The 19,945-nt window shown below is 44.0% G+C and carries 16 protein-coding genes; 7 read left to right on the forward strand and 9 right to left on the reverse strand.

Features of this window, described 5'->3' with window-relative positions:
• Positions 1-60 precede the first annotated feature (60 nt).
• The 3 genes from clpP to L3V31_RS12610 all read right to left on the reverse strand — a co-directional run bounded on the left by clpP (position 61) and on the right by L3V31_RS12610 (position 2,575).
• Positions 61-687: an ATP-dependent Clp endopeptidase proteolytic subunit ClpP gene (gene clpP / locus L3V31_RS12600; protein WP_237316369.1), complete on the reverse strand. Its 627-nt coding sequence runs from the start codon at positions 685-687 to the stop codon at positions 61-63.
• 105 nt (positions 688-792) lie between these two features.
• Complete coding sequence (gene tig / locus L3V31_RS12605; RefSeq protein ID WP_237316370.1) at positions 793-2,097, reverse strand: trigger factor; 1,305 nt, start codon at positions 2,095-2,097, stop codon at positions 793-795.
• Positions 2,098-2,389: 292 nt separating this feature from the next.
• Positions 2,390-2,575 (reverse strand): hypothetical protein, encoded by a 186-nt coding sequence (locus L3V31_RS12610; protein WP_237316371.1) that lies wholly within the window; start codon positions 2,573-2,575, stop codon positions 2,390-2,392.
• A 46-nt stretch (positions 2,576-2,621) separates the two neighbouring features.
• Here L3V31_RS12610 and L3V31_RS12615 point away from each other — a divergent pair, with 46 nt between their 5' ends.
• The 3 genes from L3V31_RS12615 to L3V31_RS12625 all read left to right on the forward strand — a co-directional run bounded on the left by L3V31_RS12615 (position 2,622) and on the right by L3V31_RS12625 (position 6,028).
• The gene (locus tag L3V31_RS12615; protein WP_237316372.1) at positions 2,622-4,430 is read left to right on the forward strand and encodes an ATP-binding protein; all 1,809 of its coding nucleotides are present in this window, start codon (positions 2,622-2,624) and stop codon (positions 4,428-4,430) included.
• Between the two features lie 2 nt (positions 4,431-4,432).
• The gene (locus tag L3V31_RS12620; RefSeq protein WP_237316373.1) at positions 4,433-5,770 is read left to right on the forward strand and encodes a sigma-54 dependent transcriptional regulator; all 1,338 of its coding nucleotides are present in this window, start codon (positions 4,433-4,435) and stop codon (positions 5,768-5,770) included.
• Positions 5,771-5,845: 75 nt separating this feature from the next.
• Entirely contained in the window at positions 5,846-6,028 is a 183-nt protein-coding gene (locus tag L3V31_RS12625) for a hypothetical protein (RefSeq protein ID WP_020336139.1), read from the forward strand.
• Positions 6,029-6,068: 40 nt separating this feature from the next.
• On the opposite strand, the gene L3V31_RS12630 is transcribed toward L3V31_RS12625, so the two are convergent.
• The 6 genes from L3V31_RS12630 to L3V31_RS12655 all read right to left on the reverse strand — a co-directional run bounded on the left by L3V31_RS12630 (position 6,069) and on the right by L3V31_RS12655 (position 12,551).
• Positions 6,069-7,430 carry a TRAP transporter large permease gene (locus L3V31_RS12630; RefSeq protein WP_237316374.1) on the reverse strand — a complete coding sequence of 454 codons (1,362 nt, stop codon included), beginning with the start codon at positions 7,428-7,430 and terminating at the stop codon, positions 6,069-6,071.
• A gap of 3 nt (positions 7,431-7,433) precedes the next feature.
• Positions 7,434-8,123 carry a TRAP transporter small permease gene (locus L3V31_RS12635; RefSeq protein WP_237316375.1) on the reverse strand — a complete coding sequence of 230 codons (690 nt, stop codon included), beginning with the start codon at positions 8,121-8,123 and terminating at the stop codon, positions 7,434-7,436.
• A 69-nt stretch (positions 8,124-8,192) separates the two neighbouring features.
• The gene (locus L3V31_RS12640) at positions 8,193-9,191 is read right to left on the reverse strand and encodes a TRAP transporter substrate-binding protein (RefSeq protein ID WP_237316376.1); all 999 of its coding nucleotides are present in this window, start codon (positions 9,189-9,191) and stop codon (positions 8,193-8,195) included.
• Positions 9,192-9,483: 292 nt separating this feature from the next.
• Complete coding sequence (locus L3V31_RS12645) at positions 9,484-9,645, reverse strand: hypothetical protein (RefSeq protein WP_237316377.1); 162 nt, start codon at positions 9,643-9,645, stop codon at positions 9,484-9,486.
• Positions 9,646-9,687: 42 nt separating this feature from the next.
• On the reverse strand, positions 9,688-11,157 hold the full coding sequence (locus L3V31_RS12650) for a protein adenylyltransferase SelO (protein WP_237316378.1): 1,470 nt from the start codon (positions 11,155-11,157) through the stop codon (positions 9,688-9,690).
• A 164-nt stretch (positions 11,158-11,321) separates the two neighbouring features.
• Entirely contained in the window at positions 11,322-12,551 is a 1,230-nt protein-coding gene (locus L3V31_RS12655) for a DEAD/DEAH box helicase (RefSeq protein ID WP_237316379.1), read from the reverse strand.
• A 194-nt stretch (positions 12,552-12,745) separates the two neighbouring features.
• Between L3V31_RS12655 and L3V31_RS12660 the strand changes: the two genes are divergently transcribed.
• The 4 genes from L3V31_RS12660 to L3V31_RS12675 all read left to right on the forward strand — a co-directional run bounded on the left by L3V31_RS12660 (position 12,746) and on the right by L3V31_RS12675 (position 19,753).
• A complete protein-coding gene (locus L3V31_RS12660; RefSeq protein WP_237316380.1) occupies positions 12,746-14,059 on the forward strand; it encodes a hemolysin family protein in 1,314 nt (437 codons plus the stop codon).
• Positions 14,060-14,458: 399 nt separating this feature from the next.
• Positions 14,459-15,949 (forward strand): site-specific integrase, encoded by a 1,491-nt coding sequence (locus tag L3V31_RS12665; RefSeq protein WP_237316381.1) that lies wholly within the window; start codon positions 14,459-14,461, stop codon positions 15,947-15,949.
• A 26-nt stretch (positions 15,950-15,975) separates the two neighbouring features.
• Complete coding sequence (locus L3V31_RS12670) at positions 15,976-18,996, forward strand: VPA1269 family protein (protein ID WP_237316382.1); 3,021 nt, start codon at positions 15,976-15,978, stop codon at positions 18,994-18,996.
• Positions 18,997-19,000: 4 nt separating this feature from the next.
• On the forward strand, positions 19,001-19,753 hold the full coding sequence (locus tag L3V31_RS12675; RefSeq protein ID WP_237316383.1) for a hypothetical protein: 753 nt from the start codon (positions 19,001-19,003) through the stop codon (positions 19,751-19,753).
• The last annotated feature ends 192 nt before the right edge of the window (positions 19,754-19,945 follow it).

Raw genomic sequence — 19,945 nt, forward strand, 5'->3', positions numbered from 1 at the left:
CTTAGCCTTTACTCTTCATGAATCAGTGTATATCAATTTTTGCCAAATTGCGCTGGCAAATTACTCGCCGCGGTGGCTTAACACTGCATCCACCAAACCATATTCTACAGACTGTTCCGCTGACATAAAGTTGTCACGGTCAGTATCGCGCTCAATAACTTCAAGTGGCTGGCCGGTATGCTCAGCTAACAAGCGGTTCAGCTTGTTCTTAATTGATAAGATTTCTTGTGCGTGAATTTGAATATCAGAAGCCTGACCCTGGAAACCGCCCAGTGGTTGGTGAATCATCACGCGCGAATTCGGTAGAGCGTAACGCTTACCTGGTGCCCCACCAGCGAGTAAAAATGCGCCCATTGAAGCAGCTTGCCCCATACATACTGTGCTTACATTTGGTTTGATAAACTGCATCGTGTCGTAAATAGACATACCCGCTGTTACGCTGCCGCCTGGGGAGTTGATGTATAGGAAAATATCTTTATCTGGATTTTCAGATTCTAGGAAAAGTAGTTGAGCCACGACAAGGTTTGCCATGTGGTCTTCCACTTGACCTGTTAAAAAAATCACACGCTCTTTTAACAATCGGGAATAGATGTCGTAAGAACGTTCGCCTCGGGAAGTTTGTTCAACCACCATTGGTACTAGTGCGTCCATAATTGGCGACATTGCATTTTTTTCTTGGTAGCTCATATTCTTATGTCCCTAAAATAAATGGCCCGGATGATGAGTATCATACGGACCATTGTTAGCAGAATAGTTAACGTGAAGTCAACCTTCTACGCAAGATATTGCTTATTAAGCAGGTTGTTGCTGGTTAAGTAGCTCGTTGAAGCCTACTTCTTTCTCAGAAACTTGTGCTTTAGCGATGATCGCGTCGATTGCTTGCTCTTCTAGAGCTACGTTACGCATGTTGTTCATCATTTGCTCGTTTTGCTCGTAGTAAGCCATAACTTCTGATGGATCTTCGTATGCTGTAGCCATCTCTTCGATTAGCGCTTTAACTTTTTCGTCGTCCGCTTTTAGCTCTTCAGACTTGATAACTTCACCAAGTAGAAGACCTACAACTACGCGACGTTTAGCTTGCTCTTCGAACAGTTCACGTGGAAGCTGTGCAGCTGCTTCTGGGTTACCACCGAAGCGTTGTGCAGCTTGTTGGCGTAGAACTTGAATTTCTTGCTCGATAAGTGCAGAAGGAACGTCGATGTCGTTTTGCTCAACTAGACCGTCAAGTGCTTGCTCTTTGATACGGTTCTTAACTGCTTGCTTAAGTTCGCGCTCCATGTTCTTACGAACTTCAGCTTTAAGAGCGTCAACACCGCCTTCAGCAACACCGAACTTAGAAACGAATTCGTCGTTTAGTTCTGGAAGCTCACGCGCTTCAACTTTGTTCACTTTGATAGCGAATTTCGCTGCTTTACCTTTTAGGTTTTCAGCGTGGTAATCTTCTGGGAAAGTCACGTCGATGTCGAATTCCATACCAGCAGTCTTACCTGCGATACCGTCTTCAAAACCTGGAATCATGCGACCAGCGCCCATTTCTAGTGGGAAGTTCTCAGCTTTACCGCCTTCGAACTCTTCACCGTCAATAGAACCAACGAAGTCGATGCTTACGCGCTTGCCTTCTTCTGCTGCTTCTTCAACTTCAGTCCAAGTTGCTTGCTGCTTACGTAGAGTATCGATCATCTCTTCTACGTCTGCATCTTTAACTTCAGTTAGAGGCTTCTCAACAGCAATGTTTTCTAGGCCTTTAAGTTCAACTTCTGGGTAAACTTCAAAAGTTGCTGTGAAAACTAGGTCTGCACCTTCTTTGTTTTCTACAGGAGCGAAAGTTGGCGCGCCAGCTGGGTTGATTTTCTCTTTTACGATCGCTTCGATGAAGTGACGTTGCATAACTTCACCAAGAACGTCTTGACGTACTGCTTTGCCGTACATCTGAGCAACCATTTTTAGAGGCACTTTACCCTTACGGAAACCATCGAAACGACGGTTTTTAGCGATGTTGCGTAGTTCAGCTGTTACAGCGTCTTCGATGTTTGCAGCTGGAACAGTAATGTTTAGACGGCGCTCTAGGCCCTCTAGCGTTTCAACAGTAACTTGCATTATATATAAACCTCTAAAGTGGCTCGGTTTTCCGAGCGTATGAGCGTAACTCACCGGAGTTGACGCTTCATCCTTGTGTTGTGTTCTGTCCGAGCACCTAATTTAAATCGAGTATCGATACTGTTCATCAGTACCGGACTAATCAGTGATATCTTCAGTGTCATCACCAAAGGTATCTCCTATTAGCCTCAGGACAGAATTTTAGACGCGACATTCTAGCGATCTGTTACTACCCTGTCGAGCCAATAGCCACTATGTGGACATTGTCTGCACTAAATTCTCGAATGTTGCCTCATTTTTTGTAAAAAATGCGATAAAACACCCGCATCAGAAACATCGGCATATCTAGAATGGGGACAATAGCGACTTTTTCAAGGGAATCGACCGCTTTTTTTATTGAAAAGCGTAAAAAGAGATCTTGCTCTTGTTTTACTCCACAGAGTTGGTAAGTAAATCCCCAATCTAATCTACAAGCCATTAACATTTCTGGATTACAAAGAAGTAGCCTAGTCAGGAACAAAGGGATGCCACAACGAAACCGTATTCTACTGATTTTTTTCGCCTTATATTTCCTATGCGCGTTTGTTGGTGGCCACTGGGTCTGGAAAAACAGTTACCAATCGCTACTGGATAAACACCAGTCTCAGCTTGAACAGTTTTCTAGTCACATAAAGAACAAATTGGATAAGTACGCCCATATCCCCAACCTCCTGGCAAAAGATGCACCTTTGTTTGAGGCATTGCTGCACCCGAAAAATAGCGCTCAACTTGAAGTGACGAATCGCTACTTAGAATCAGTAAATCAAGTCATTGCGGCTTCCGACACTTATCTCATTGATCAATGGGGTACCACTATTGCGGCCAGTAACTGGCGTAAAGAACGCTCTTTCATTGGGCGAAACTTCGCATTCCGGCCTTATTTCAAACAAGCCATTATCGGTGAGCAGAGCCAATACTATGCGTTGGGTTCAACGTCGGGTAAACGGGGTTACTACTACTCTTCTCCCATCATTTACGCTGGCGGCGTGATTGGCGTTGTGGTCGTAAAAATGGACTTGAGTAAGATCGAAGACAACTGGCAGCAACCAGATAGCGTATTCGTCGCCAGTGATCCTCACGGAATTGTGTTCATGAGCAGCAGAACTGACTGGCTACTCAAAAGTTTGCAACCTCTTAATGATGCTGAGAAAAAACAAGTTTGGGCTAGCCGACAATATCTCGAAACACAAATTCGTAGTTTAAATTTCGTCGGCGACCTGAACTTAAACGTGACCGAATTAAAACAAGGTTACCCATACAATAAAGGCACTCTGGTGGTTTCTTCTCTCGACCTTCCCGAGATCAAACTGACCATGAGGGTATTGTCGCCTAAACAATCTATCGTTTGGATAACATTGGGTTACTTGCTAGTACTTACTCTCATTTTTACCGTTCTATTCCTTATCGGCCAGCTGATTTATCACCGCCAACAACGTCATCTACAACTCGAACTGATTCAGCAAGAAGCCAATCAAAAACTGGAATATCAAGTAATGACTCGAACTGCGGAGTTGCAAGCAGAGATCGCTCAGCGAACAGAAACAGAGCAAACGCTGCGTGTCACTCAGGATGAGTTGGTTCAGGCTGCAAAGCTTGCTGTACTTGGTCAGATGTCCGCAAGTATCAGCCATGAACTGAATAATCCCCTTGCGGCCATTCGCAGCTTCGCTGAAAACGGTAAGCTATTCTTAAAAAAAGAGAAGTTCGAACGGGTCGAAGATAATTTAAGTCGTATTTCAGCGCTCACCGATCGTATGGCTAATATCAGTCAACAACTGCGCTCATTTGCCAAGAAAACCAGTGGCAGTGAACTAACCAAAACTCGCCTGTTACCTGTCGTCGCCTCAGCGAAGGAGTTGATGAAGCCCTCTTTTAAATCAGCTCGGGTTAACTTATCTACCAAACTAATGGCACAGGATGCAGAGGTTTTTATCAACACGATTCAACTGGAACAAGTGCTGGTAAACCTTCTGAGTAACGCGATCGAAGCCGTCAAAGAGCAAGAAAATAAACAGGTGTGGCTTTCTATAGAACATGACCAGAGCCGGAATCAGATCATGGTTCATATTGATGATAATGGCCCAGGGATCGGACAGCGCTCTCTCACCGAGCTTTGTGAGCCATTTTTGACCACCAAGAAAAATGGCCTAGGTTTGGGACTGTCAATATCACAGCAAATATTGAGTGGAATGAACGGCCAATTAAGTGCGCACAACCAAGCGCAGGGCGGCGCTCGGTTCTCAGTTTGTTTGCCTGTTGTTGCTATATACGCCGAAAAAGATTCAGAGGAATAATTATGTGTCAGGTGTTTTTTATTGATGATGAAGCGGATCTCAGGCTAGCAATAGAACAGACGTTCGAATTAGCCGATATTGACGCGCAATTTTTCCCCGATGCAGAGTCCGCACTGCTAGCGATGAAAAACGGGGCTGAACCAGGCGTGGTTATCACTGATATCTGTTTACCGGGAATATCAGGAATGAATTTACTGAATACTCTGGTGCAAACAGACAACAACCTGCCGGTGATCATGATTACTGGGCATGGTGACATCTCAATGGCGGTTAATGCATTACATCAAGGTGCCTACGACTTTATCGAAAAACCATTTTCTCCCGAGCAGTTGGTTGAAACGGTCAAGCGAGCTATCGAAAAGCGCCAGCTTACGAATGAAAACGAGAAGTTACGGCAATCACTCAAAGCCAGTCAGGCTCTCGGCCCGCGAATTATCGGCGAAACCGCCAGTATCCAGATGCTACGTGATACTATCACCCACATTGCCGATACTGATGCCGATATTTTGTTGTTCGGTGAGACAGGCACGGGTAAAGAGCTCATTGCTCGCTCATTACACGAACAAAGCTTACGCAGAAATCATAACTTTGTCGCCGTAAACTGTGGCGCGGTACCAGAAAACCTCATTGAAAGTGAGCTCTACGGGCATGAAAAAGGCGCATTTACCGGCGCAGAAAGTCGCCGGATTGGTAAGTTCGAATTCGCTCAGGGGGGCACGTTATTCCTGGATGAAATCGAATCCATGCCCATTCAAGCACAAGTTCGACTGCTCCGTGTTCTTCAAGAGCGTGTTATCGAGCGAGTAGGCTCAAACGAACTTCTCCCCCTCGACATTCGTGTAATAGCGGCGACCAAAGTGGATTTAAAACGTGCTGCCGAAGAAGGAACATTTCGCCAAGATCTCTACTATCGACTGAATGTCGTTACACTGGATTTGCCCCCTCTGCGGATGCGCAAAGAGGATATCCCTGCGCTCTTCCATCACTTTTTGCTCGTGGCGGCCTCTCGATACGGCAAAAGCTCCCCGAGCTTATCATCTCAAGATCTGGCGACATTGATGGCGCATGACTGGCCGGGTAATGTGCGAGAGCTGAGAAATGCAGCGGAACGTTTTGTGCTGCTTGGGAAATTGATTCAGCTTGGAGATGCAAGCCCGGTGCAGACTCTTTCCACTAGCTTGGCAGAGCAAGTGGCAGAATTCGAGAAAGCGGCAATCGAGCGCGCATTACTCGAGCACAATGGCAGCATCAAGCAAACCATGACGCAATTGAATGTTCCCCGTAAAACACTGTATGACAAAATGCAACGCTATCAGATAGATAAAGATCTGTATAAATAAAACCCGCAACCACATTTGTTCCTTTACTCAACGTATCTCATACTATTTATAGTTCCATGGATGGTAGCGCTGAGCATGAATGAGAAAACGAAGATACCTGTAATTAGGGAGACTGTGGTTGTCGACGGACATTATCAGGAAGAGCGACGTTCTGGAGAGGATCGCAGGAAGAACAAACAAAAGTGGCATGGCTACGAGCGGAGAATAAACTCTCAGCCCAGAAGACATGACCACAAATCAATAGACGAAGAGGTGTGACATGTCACACCTCTTTGTTGCATTAACGAGTCTGAAACCGTTACTTGGTAATAATCTCCGGCCCCATTAGCGTCGTTGGTAACCAGGTTGAAACCCATGGTATGTAAGTAACGATAATCAAGAACAGGAACATTACAGCCACCCAAGGCAACGCCGCTTTAACTACGCTCATCATCGACATTTTAGCCACCCCTGCAGTAACAAAGAGGTTCAGCCCGACTGGCGGCGTGATCATCCCAATCTCCATGTTCACCACCATCATGATACCCAAGTGGATAGGATCAATGCCTAAAGCAATGGCAATCGGAAATACCAGTGGAGCCACAATGATCAACAAACCAGACGGTTCCATAAACTGGCCGCCAATCAAGAGCAGTACGTTTACCACGATCAAGAATGTGATTGGCCCCAAACCTGCGGAAAGCATTGATTCAGTGATCATCTGAGGAATGCGCTCTTCGGTCAGTACATGTTTTAAGATCAACGCATTAGCAATGATAAACAACAGCATGATCGTCAGCTTGCCAGCTTCAAACAAGGTTTGCTTGGTGTCGTGGTGCACAAAGCTCTGAAGGACTTTCACAATGGCAGGTTTAGTATTCTGTTTATCCGCAAATGGCCCCATATCCCTATAAACAAAGTTAGCGATTAAGAAGGAGTATACCGCTGCCACTGCCGCTGCTTCAGTTGGAGTAAAAATGCCGCCGTAGATGCCTCCGAGAATAATGACAACCAGCATCAGCCCCCAGATTGCATCTTTAGCCGCCGAGAAGGCTTCTTTCCAGCCAACAAACGGTTGTTTCGGTAAGTTCTTAACTCGTGCTGCAATGTAGATTGCAATCATCAACATCACACCAGCTAACAGCCCCGGAATAACGCCGCCTAAGAACATACGACCAACGGATACGTCTGTCGCTGCTGCATACACAACCATTACGATTGAAGGTGGAATTAGAATACCAAGTGTGCCCGCGTTACAGATAACACCTGCGGCAAAGTCTTTGGAGTAACCGTTTTTGATCATACCAGCGATAACGATGCTACCAATCGCAACAACCGTCGCTGGTGACGAGCCTGACAGCGCTGCAAACATCATACACGCCACAACAGAAGCCATGGCAAGACCACCTCGGAACCAGCCGACCATTGCAATCGCAAAACGAATAATGCGTTTCGCTACACCGCCTGTGGACATAAAGCTGGATGCAAGGATGAAAAACGGGATAGCAAGTAAAGTGTAGTGTCCTTCAAACGCATTAAAAAGCGTCTGAGCTACTGATGCCAGCGACGCATCTGAGTGCCACATCAAAAATAAAATACTGGATAAGCCCAGTGATACCGCGATCGGAACGCCCAAGAGCATGAAGCCAATCACCATCAAGAATAACCATAAAATATCCATAGGTTAGCGCTCCTTGTTCTTATTGTTATCTTGGCTTTTGTCTTTGCCTTGTGTGGGTTCCATCACATCGCCCGCATCTTTAAGCTCTTCTTTAAGTGCTTCTAACTCTTCTTCACCTTCATGACTGGAAATAATACGGTCAAGCTTACCAGTCAGTATCTGGTATGCCGCCTGGGCAAAACGAAACGTCAGCAAAGCCATACCAATTGGCAGCGCCATATACGGGATAAATCGAGGGAGCTTCTCATAACGCTCACCTTCGTTGAGCCAATCAGCCATGAACTGCAGCATTTCTGGCATTGGAATATCATCCGTCTCGTACCATGCACGCTCTGTGGCGAACGGGTACCAGTAATTCCATGAGCCAATAAGTAGTAGTATTGAAAAGGCCAAACAGCATGACACGGCAAGCAAAGCACAAGCTTTTCTAAAACGTTCAGGTAACAAGTTAATCACCACATCAACACCAATGTGAAAATGCTTTTTCACGCCGTATGACGCACCTACGAGAACCATCCAGGCAAAAAGAAAAACGGTAACTTCAAGCGCCCAAAGAATATTGTCATTGAATACGTAACGCATCACGACGTTGACAAATGTCAGTATCGTCATCGTGCCGAGGAAGAAGGCAATCAAGGCTTCTTCAACCTTGTCGGTAAACTGACCGACTTTCGAAAAAAATGAGTGTTCCATAACGGTACATCGCTCGAATCGGGTAAGTTTGGCTCCCGACGAACGGGAGCCGCTTATCATTATGTTGATTTATTTCTGGTTGGCCGCTAACGCCGCTTCAATTAACTCTGAACCAATATCTTTTTCAAATTTGTTCCAAACGGGTTTAAGTGCGGTTACCCACTCTTCACGCTGTTCTGGCGTCAGCTCTCGAACCACACCACCAGCTTCGATAACGTATTGTTTGTTTTGTTGCTCTACGCGGTTCGACTCCGCATTACGGGTTTGAGTGACCTCTTTAAGAATGGTCGCTAACTGGTCACGCACGTCGCCTGGAAGTCCATCCCACCACTTCGTCGAAGTAACCACTAGATAATCCAAAATGCCGTGGTTGGTTTCAGTCGTTCCGTCTTGAACCTCGAAGAACTTTTTACCGTAGATATTCGACCAGGTATTTTCCTGACCATCGATAACTTTGGTTTGCAAGCCACCGTACACTTCGGCAAATGACATTTTTTGTGGGTTAGCACCCAATTGCTCAAACTGTGCAACCAATACATCTGAAGCCTGAACGCGGAATTTAAGCCCCTTAGCGTCTTCCGGACTAATCAACGGCTTGTTGGCTGAAATTTGCTTCATACCGTTGTGCCAGAACTCTAAACCTCTGATGCCTCGTCGGTTCATCGCGTTCTTAAGATTTTCACCCGCTTCAGAGTTTTGGAAACGGTCAACAGCGTCTACGTCATCAAATAGGAAAGGAAGGTCGAAAAGGCGGAATTTTTTGGTGAATTTTTCAAACTTAGACAGTGAAGGTGCGGCAAGTTGTACGTCCCCATTCAACATAGCCTCAAGTACTTTATCATCATCGTAAAGCGTCGAGTTAGGAAACACTTGCATACACGCTTTACCGTTCATCTCTTCATTGACACGCTTTTCAAGCAGAGAGGCAGCGATCCCTTTAGGGTGCTTATCGGTGTTAGTTACGTGACTGAACTTGATGACCATTTCACCTGGATCACAGTTTGCAGCAGCGTTAAAACTGGTAACAGCAAGAATTGAGGCAGTTAGTAGGGTAACAGGCTTAAACATTATTATTCTCCTTGATAAATGAACAACCCCATCACTGGGTGTTGATGCAACTACCAAAGCAAGTACCGAACCACTTTTTTTATCACACTTTTATCAAACAAAATCAGACAGTTAAATCGAGCATATTCAAGGTACATTTACCTAGATCACAAAATCATTTTTGAAATGGGTGAAATCTACCCACGCCAATGTATTAAGTGGGTGGATTTACACACATTCATGAATCGGTAAATAAAAATGGTAGCCAATTGGCTGCCATTAAGAATCTACGAATTCCTGATTTGTATTGCTCTTATCGTTGGTGATACTCGATACGCTGTTCTGTGGATGCGGCTAACTCTTGATTTTCACTGTCCGTAATATGTTCCGGATGCAAGCCAATCACTATCTCTTTGCCCTCTTGTTTTCTAACGGAAGCTGGCAGCTTGTTGTGAATTTCTTGCGGTGTACCCATTCATTGCACTCATCTTATTAACAACACACCCAAATAAACCCCTTATGATGAGCAGCTTATTTCCATTTTTTTGCCCCACTCTGGCGGCAATTTCGCGTACTCTTCAAACTCAGGCTGAGAATCATAAGGATGACGAAGTAGTGCGGCCAAACGGTTGACTTCACTGAAATCACCTTCTTCTGCTTTATCTATCGCCAACTGTGCTAAGTAGTTACGAAGAATGTATTTAGGATTAGCACGGCGCATTTGTTCACAACGTTGTTCTGTGGTGATTTGGCTGCCCAGCTGATCGACTTCCAACTCACATCGTGCCAGATAAAGCTCCAACCACGCTTGAGCCGCTTCACGGTCTATAAACAAATCAATAACGTCTTGAGGTGATTTTTTGTCTAAGTTAGATAGCGTTCTAAAGAAGCGCGTATAGTCTGCTTTGTTCTGGTTGAGTAACTCAAACATCGATTCAAACAAGCGGGAATCTTCATCAATTCTGGTTTGTAAACCAAGCTTACTACGCATCAAGCGACTAAATTGCTGGCTTAAACGAACCTCAAACTGGCCAAGTGCTGCTTCTAAATCAGCACGCTCCACCAGTGGAGACAACGCGTGGGCCAACGCAGAAAGATTCCAAAGCGCGACTCGTGGCTGTTGGTCAAACGCATAGCGTCCCTGATAGTCAGAATGATTACAGATATAGCCAGGATCGTAGTCATCCAAAAAGCCAAACGGTCCATAATCAAATGTTTGGCCAAGGATAGACATGTTGTCGGTGTTCATAACGCCGTGAGCAAAGCCAAAGGCTTGCCATTTCGCAATCATGTCCGCTGTTTTCTCTACGATCTTGGCAAACATCGCAGCGTATGGTTTTTCAGCTTGAGCGCATTCAGGTAGGTGCCATTCAATGACCTTATCCGCCAACAGTTTTTGCTCTGCCAGCTGATTGGTGTAAAAGAAGTGCTCAAAGTGTCCAAACCGAATGTGAGTTTCCGCCATACGAATTAACATCGCGCCGTTTTCAGTTTTTTCGCGATAGACAGGCGTGTCACTCACCATCATACCAAGCGCACGGGTAGTCGGGATCCCTAGCCCTTGCATCGCTTCACTACAAAGGTACTCACGAATAGTCGAACGCAGTACTGCTCTGCCGTCCCCCATTCGCGAGTAAGGAGTGAGACCTGCGCCTTTTAGGTGGATGTCAAACCAAGTGCCATCCTGTCGTTGGATTTCTGCCAACAACAACCCACGACCATCGCCTAAATCCGGGTTATATACACCAAATTGGTGCCCTGCATATTTCATCGCTAATGGACGAAATTCATCAAAGTTTGCTTGGCCAGAAAATACCTCTAGCAGCTCTTCATCAGGTATAGGGGGCAAACCAAACTGCTGCGCAAATTCACTGTTCCAAACCACCCATTGAGAATTCAATAACGGTTGTGGCTCTACGAAAGTGAAAAACGCCGAAGGCAGCTGGCTATAACGATGGGTGAAATTGACCCCTTGCCAAATGGACATATTGGGTTCCTTATCTAAAAAGACTAACTACTAATCAGTATACGTCCGATCCCAATTGCCATTCAGCCATGAAATCAACATGGGTATTTGATTCATCTATAGCTCAGAAACAAATAAGCCACTCATTGAAAGCGGCTTATTATTAAACGGTATGTACCCAGCTATTAATCTCTCGTCTGACTTCTATCAGATCGTGGACGGTCTTCCTGAGGCTTACGCTTATTCTTTGGGACGTAATTAAGAATTGAAATTGGCACAGGCTTTCTTGGCGCAAATCCTTCAATTTCTACCCGCTCTAGCAAATGACCTAGACGGCTTTCAATCATGCACAAGTTTTTGAAGTCGTCCTTTGATACCAGTGAAATCGCTTCACCTTGCGCACCAGCACGACCAGTTCGTCCAATTCGGTGTACATATTCATCCGCAGGGAAAGGTAAATCGTAGTTAATAACCACAGGCAGATTATCAATATCAATACCGCGTGCCGCAACACCTGTCGCGACCAAGTACTGGATCTCCCCTGCTTTAAACTGCTCAATTAGCTCCTGACGCACACGCTGATTGCGCCCACTGTGGAACGCTTCCGCAACGATGCCACGCTTCTCCAGTTGGCTGACTAATTTTGCAGCGCCATGCTTGGTTTCGATAAAGATCAGAACTTGTGACCAATCATTCTCTTTTAGCATGTGGCTTAATAATGACGATTTCATGTCTTTATCGACGGTTGTAATCCACTGCTTAATGTTTGACTTCGACGCGCTATGTTTGGCAATTGTAATCTCTTCTGGATCGACAATCGCATTCTTAGCCAGGTCTCGAACTGGGTTCGAAAGCGTTGCAGAGAACAGCAGGCTCTGTACATCCTCAGGCATGCAATCGACGATTTTATCTATTGCATTGATGAAGCCCATATCCAGCATCTTGTCTGCTTCATCTAAAACCAGCATCTCTACTTCATCAAAGTGAATCGATCGTTGACCGTAAAGGTCAATTAAACGCCCCGGCGTACTGACAACAATGTCCACACCTTCAATTAATGCTTTCTTCTGCGGTGCGTATTCCACGCCACCGAACATCGCCATTGAGCGTAATGGCAGGTTCTTACCGTAAGCTTCAATACTTTGGTGTACCTGCAGAGCTAGCTCACGCGTTGGCGTAAGAATGATGGCACGCGCACGTTTTTTACGCAGCGTTTCACCCTGACTGAGCTTCTCTAAGATTGGTAATACAAAGCTGGCTGTTTTACCGGTACCGGTTTGTGCTGCTGCGATCAAATTACGCCCGCGAAGTACAATCGGAATGGCTTTTTGCTGAATAGAAGTCGGTTTTTCATAACCCAGCGCCGTCACTGCGTCAGTGATTGGTGCACTTAAACCAAGCTTAGAAAATGGCATAGAAACGTCTCAACAGAGGAAATGGGCGCGTAGTGTATCAGTAACAGAATGATTAATCAGCATAGCTGTACTGAGAAGTTCTACCCTATAAATAAAACATAAGCTTAGCAAGAAAACGGGATTTATCCGCTACTTCACATTTACTCAGCCGGAATCTCGCTATGCTACTAACGTGTGGATGACTGGAAGGCTTCATGGATATTTTATTGCTAGTAGGATTGATAGGATTAATCACGCTCAATGGCGTCTTCGCGATGTCGGAAATTGCGTTGGTCGCTGCCAAAACAAGCCGCCTCAGAACAATGGCTGAAAGCAGCAAACGCGCAACAATAGCTTTAGAACTCAAAAATAACCCGACACAATTTTTATCAACGATCCAAATCGGCATCACTGTGATTGGCCTACTCAGCGGCATCTTTGGCGAAGCCACGCTTTCTGTTCCTTTTGGACAATGGTTAGTCAGCCAAGGGTTAGAAAAAGAGATTGCCAATTTTGTATCTACGTTTAGTGTGGTTTTGTTGATCACATACTTCGCCATTGTGATAGGTGAATTGGTACCCAAACGTATTGCTCAAAATAATGCAGAAATGATCGCTATCAATGTGGCTTACCCAATCCACTGGTTAGCCAAATTAACCCGACCCTTTGTTTTTCTTTTGACCTTTACCACTGACACCTTGCTCAGAATATTGAGGCAAAGTGAGAGCAAGAGTGAAGTCGTCACCGAAGAGGATATCGTCGCCATCGTCAGCGAAGGCTCCGAGTCCGGCGCCATTGAGCCTCAGGAACAATTGATGATCCGCAATCTTCTCCATCTTAACGATCGCCTTGCACTTTCATTGATGACGCCACGCTCTGATATCCACTACCTAGACGCGACACTTCCTATTGATGCAACCCTAAAAAACCTTCGACAAACCCAGCACTCGGTTTGGCCAATATGCAAAGGAGGCCTAGATACCATCATTGGTACGATTTCTTCCAAAGTGTTGCTGGATGAGTATGACAAGATCTCCATTGAACGGCTCAATAAACGTCTAAAACAACCGCGTTTTGTACCGGAGTCTATGAAAGGACTGCCTTTACTGAACTATATGCAACAAACCAGTACCGAGATGGTATTTATCGTCGACGAGTATGGTGACGTGCAAGGTTTGGTGACGCTCTATGACTTACTCAAATCCATCGCCGGAGAGCTAGGTATGGAACCGCAACAACTATGGGCGAAACAACAAAAAGACGGCAGTTGGTTGATGGATGCACTCATCCCATTGAATGAACTCAAAAACAAACTCCAACTTAGCAACATCGAAGGGGAAGAGAGCGAAGGTTTTCAAACCTTAAATGGCTTTCTTACCTGGTTAATAGACCGCGTGCCATCTCAAGGAGAAATCATCGAATACCAGAACTGGCGATTCGAAGTGCTACTGATGAAAAGTAACCGCATCGTGCAGGTAAAAGCATCGCATAAAGAACCAGCGGTAAATTCAGAAGACTCAGCAGAGTAAACCGACAATACGATATAACCCGCCTAGAAAAGGCGTAGTGTTAAAGCTTAATTGAAAAGCGTTTCCAAGAGCTCACATTAAACTTCACACTTACTTGACTATTTCGCCAACTACAAACGCCAAAAATGACAAAGCCCCGATAACTCATCGAGCTATCGGGGCTTTTGAAAAATGGCACGCCCTGTAGGATTCGAACCTACGACCACATCCTTAGAAGGGACGTGCTCATTTAACACCCTAATCAATACTTACCACATATTACCACTTCCCCCTCGTTTTTAACAATTTCGCGCTAAAATATCGATTTGAAAGAAATTTCATCCTTCAACTAAATTTGCGTTACCCCTAGCTTTTAGTTACCATTTAATCATAAAGCGTGAGAATAAAGGTAAGTAATGCATGAAGGAATTTGCTCCATCAGGTCGGTATCACTTTGTTGTGAAGCAAAAGGTGGCTACTGTCCCTGCCACTGCGTTTCCTGTGTTATATCTCGAATCCGAAAATGGTTATAAGATCCTGTGGTCACTAGTCAGGTATTTTCTTGCGTATTCCTCTAGGAGTGAAACTTGGATGCGGGATACAGCCCGTGCCATTGGTTTATTTTATGATTATTGCACTGCATGTCGTAACAACTCGATAGGTCAGACTACACAGCTACGTAATTTTATGTCTAGCCTTGAAAACGGAACGATAGGCAATGATGAGAAAGACCCTACTGGGCTGTATTGGGCTCCAACAGGTGTAGATAAGGCAAAAAGGTTGCGAAGCTCCCTATCAAGATTCATCAACTGGGTAATCGAAGATGAGAGAAATGCAAAAGGTGTGACTGCATTCATACCGCCTGTAAACCAGAGCGAAAAGTTAACTCTGTCCCTATTGAAATCCGCCCAAAACATTATTGGCCGCAGTTTCATGGCGCACACCAAAGATAGAAATACAGTAGCTGAGAGTTTGATGGAGTCACGTGAAACATTCGGCTATGAGTTTGAAGATGACCCAAAAACTTACTTCAATGCAGAAAGTGAGGCTAAAAGTTTTCCTGTCGAACTTATTGCACCACTAATGGAGTATGGGTTTGTAAAAAATCCTTTAGCTACAGATCCCTTTAAGCGTGAAGATATCACTGCAAAAATGATTACCCTACTGCTTCTGTTCGGCGGTATGAGGAAAAGTGAACCGTTACATTTATGGTTTAACGATGTTCTGCCAACAGGTGAATTTAAGTGCCAAATCAGGCTTCATCACCCTAGTTTAGCCAAGACAAACTTAATTGGTGAAGGAAGTAAGACTAGAATGCATTATCTTAAAGAACGAGGGATGTTACCTAGGCACAAAACAAACAATCCTAAGTCACTCAAGGCCGGATGGAAAAAACTTGCTGTAGATAAGAAATCCTATCGTGCAGACATGTTCTGGTTACACCAGTCAGCAGAAGCTTTATTCTCTACTTTGTACCCTATGTATCTAACGTACCGAAGTAAATTGATGGAGATCTATCAAAAGACTCACGATCACGACCATCCATTTTTATTTGTATCTGCGGGGGTAGATAACAGAACTGGGGAGAGTTATGTAGGAGCTCCATATTCAATCAGCCAATTTGAAAAGAGCTTTCAAAAAGCATTAGATAGACTCGAATTGCATATGGGTATAAAAATCCCTCGTGGAAAAGATGCAGCAATGAACCCTCATTCACTTCGCCATTTCTATGCTCAGGCCCTTAAGGATTCTGGAGTAGAGCCAAAAATCATACAGAAATGTTTGCACCATCGCACCATCAACTCACAACAAGCCTACAAGGGCATAACAACACAGAAAATCAGGGAAACCCTAAGTCACTATTCTATAAGCGGTCCAATGGATAACATATTACGAATTAGTGGAATTTAGTCACAACTATGGAAAGCCCCAAGAATATGCAGAAATTGAAAGGAATCGAGTTCAGAGAATCTGTAACTGATTACGAGCAAGCTACGATCAGTGCTATGTTTTTTCAGCCAAAGTTTCATCAAGGCAACAAAGCACGCACCGCGCACGATGAAGGAATGAGCACCCTGAGTCGTCTTCTTAAAAATGGAAAAGTGAAGCTTAATAGCCTTTTGTTTTATCAAAATGTTGGAAATAATCAGCGCTTCAATGCTGCACAGTTCGTAAAGGGACGGAACTCCAATTTATATAAAGAGTTTGCCATTATTTCCGACAAGCTAAATCTTAATGGAAGAATCCAAAGCGAAGACAGTCTTAAGACGGCGGAAAAGCGCTTCCAAGAATCCGTAGAGTTTTTGCAATACCTCACTAATACGAACTCAATTGGCGATATCACCATTGAGATGTTTAAGCAGTTCATTCTTCCTGTTCGGACGCAGAATAACAGGTGGCATGAAGATACAAGTCCACATATTCACAAGGCACTGCGGTCGATGGCACTCTGTCTCGATGATCAATTCAATTGTGCTGAATACATAAAATGCGTTGAAGTCCAGCGTATTGATACTTTGGCTAAGATGAAAGATCTCTTTTCAAGACCCGATAAACACATGAGAAAGTGGGTTGATTCTTGGCATGAGTTCTTAGATGCAAAAAATGCATTTTCAACAAAAGGCTTCAAAGATGCCGCCACAAAAATGCGTGACTACCTTGAAGAGACCTATGCATCAGATAGTTGTTCCCCATTTCCTGATGAGCCATTACTTTACTTTGCAAAGTATCGCGGCGAAGAATTCTATAATTGGTTAAACGACCTCGTTGAAAAAGGTAAGATCACAAGTAAAGCCTTAATCAATACAATAAGTGCGTTAAACTCATACGCAAACTGGTTTATCGCTACCTATATGTCAGATACAGATGAAAATGGTGAATTAGTAACGCTCGGTCACCCGCTTTTAAGCAGCCACAGACTGAACCAAATAATTCAAGCACATGGAGCTGAAGATAATGGTGATATCAAATTAAGCGAATCTTCGAAACCCTGTCCTCCGCTATGGATGGTTCTTAAGCTTAAAGAAATCCTGACTGAAAACGATTACGAATGGGCTAAATCCTTAACCTCTCAATACAACGATAGCATTGTTGATGAGAATGGAGACCCTGTTTGGATTCCAGTGATTACATTCCTCTATCTAGTCATGCTTGAAATTCCTCTGCGCAAAATCCAAGTATTACGTCTTGATTCAGGCGAAGGTGATATGTGGAGGTACGATGCTCAATCTGACATTTGGGCAAAAAACGACCACCAGCTTGCAAACTACTGGAAGAACACTGGTGCCAAAGTGCCGAATCGAGGTGCATTTAGAAGAAAATTAATCAATGGGATCTTAAAACCTGAGTTTGCTTTATATGTCAATTCAAATAAAACGGCTGATAAAAACGTCGGTTTTGGTGAAAAGTCAGGCTATGAAATTCCATGGAAAAACCCGCATGTCATCAAGTACCTTGATGAATTGAGGATTTGGCAAGAAAAGTACAATCCAGCGGCTGCACCTGTTAGGTATAAAGACATCCCAACAACTGTATTTGAAGGTGATCCTGCAAAAAAAGTACTGGCATCAATTCCTGATCGATTCTATTTGTTTCGCGCAGCTAAAGATATTAAGAATGGCAACCGTCAAATGCCGCCGACGATTCGCATGCTACACGAGTTCTGGGTCAGGTTAATGGATGAATTGGAGAAGCGACTGCATGAAGAAGGTGTGGATTGCCAAATTATTCTCTCTCGAAACCCAAAAACTAATGCTGCCCAACAAGCGCTATACTCCCCTCATGGTCTGCGTCTTGCCGGGCTAACTTCTCTTGCTCAACAAGGTGTGCCAATTGAGATTTTAAGTAAAATTGTGGCAGGACACAAAAGCATTCTGATGACTATCTACTATCAGAAATTCCACCCAAACCACATTAGCGAAATCCTAAATGAAGCTAGCCGCGATTTAGAGCTCCAATATCAGAAGAGCTTTCAGAGCTGGTTGAGAGATGCGTCTTGGATTCAGGTTGCGGAATATGCAGCCTATAATTCAGAGGATGCAATTGAGGGAGTTCAGTCTGCTGTTGCTCGTTGCACAGCTTCTCTGTGGAGCAGTACCAACCTAGGCTTATGTCCATATAATGGCACCCGATGCCACGATGGCGGTGCTTGTGTCCGTAAAAATGGTAAAGGGCGAAACATTCATCTACCTATTGAAGATAAAAACTGTGTGATGTGTAGACACTTCATTACAGGCTTGCCTTGGTTAACTGAACTTTGGGTGCACGGCAATGCACTTATCCTAAAATCAGAGAAGATCTCGAAAGACTTAGAGGAACTCCAGCAAGAGGAGCGAGAGCTCAAGGTCAAGCGCAAAAATTTGGTTCAAGATGGAGAAGAAGTACCTTCGGGATTGCGTATAAAAATAACAAAGCTTCAAACCCTACATGAAAAGAAATCAATTAATCTTGATAATATTTTCAAGGAGTTACATGCAACTCACAACCTAGTCGAGAAGGTAAAGAAGCTTCCTAAAGCTCCGATTTTTGAAGAGGGCGAAAGTGAAAATAACAGCGCCCCAGCTCTACTAATGAATAGTGACTCAGAGTTTGACGTGGACTATGTGGAAGCACCTAACAACTTCCAGAATCTGGACTTCGTAATTCAAGCAAGCCGTTTTTACAAGCATGAGAAAAATATGGATTTTGAGCGCGAACGTGAAATGTTTATGGATGAAATCTTGCTAAGGAATGGATATGAGCCATTGATGTTAATGAATTTGACAAAAGAAGAGAAACAGCAGTCCGCTGATGCCTTCGCAAAGCTCTTGGTAACAAAGGTTGATTCTGAAATGCTCCAACTCTTAAAGGATGGTCGGATTAAGCTATCGGAGCTTGGGCTTGAAAAGGATACTCTTGAAGCATTCCCAGTGAACATCCCTAAAAATTTAATAGCTCAATCAGCGGCACTACCGAGTTAAGAAGATGAAAAATCAAGATATTATGTCAAACAATGATGTAGAAAAATTGTATGAAAAACTTTTTGAAAACACAAGTAGAGAGCAAGTAAAAACAAATCTGAAGAGCATCCATGATATCTGCGAAAAAATGGTGGGGGTGAATGCATCTCCATCAGTTCCAGCAGTAGTTAAGGCTCTGGCGAGTAAGGGTATCATCGTTTCTGAACGTTCAATTTACAACCGAAGAGCGGGCAAGAATCCTTACCCAATTCTAATTGATGCTTGGGTTAAAGTAGCTCAAGGGAAAAAGCTCGGAATTGAGGCCGTTGTGAAAGCTAGCACTGCGTCACAAACTGATAACAGTATCACCGTAAATAGCCCCAATGCCCTTCTTACCGAGGATGACCTACTGAAAATCTCTGACCCTGTATTGCGGTACAAGATTTCCATTTTATATGGTCAGATGACTTCTTTGACTAAGCAAAATGCTGCAATACGCGAACTACGTGGATTACCAGCAGTCTACCCAGACCACATTACACAAATGTCAGATAATAAAATCGATGCAAAGTCTAAACTCAACGTCCCCTCACAACAGCTAAATAGCTTAGATGTGGAAATTCTAACGAACCTTCTGGATGGCCAAAGTGGGAGATTTTACTTTGATACTGAGGGTACACTTTATGCGGGAAGGCCAATTAGAACTCATACAGCATTATCAGATCCGGGGCTCAAGGATGTACTTGAAAAACTCCTTCCCAAAAAACTGATTACATAGTTCCAAAACTTGTTCATTTGGCTATTTACGATGTGGAGTTATGACAGAAAAACTCCACAGTTTGTGGTTTGTAAGTAGCAAGTCTTGAACTCAAGCGCCATAAAACATCCACTCTAATACATGTATGCCTCGTAGTGTTTTAGTTGCCTTTATAGCAGCATTAACGAAGTAACATTATGACCTATTTTTTAT

It is taken from the genome of Vibrio sp. J1-1 (assembly GCF_021728395.1).
Classification (GTDB): domain Bacteria; phylum Pseudomonadota; class Gammaproteobacteria; order Enterobacterales; family Vibrionaceae; genus Vibrio.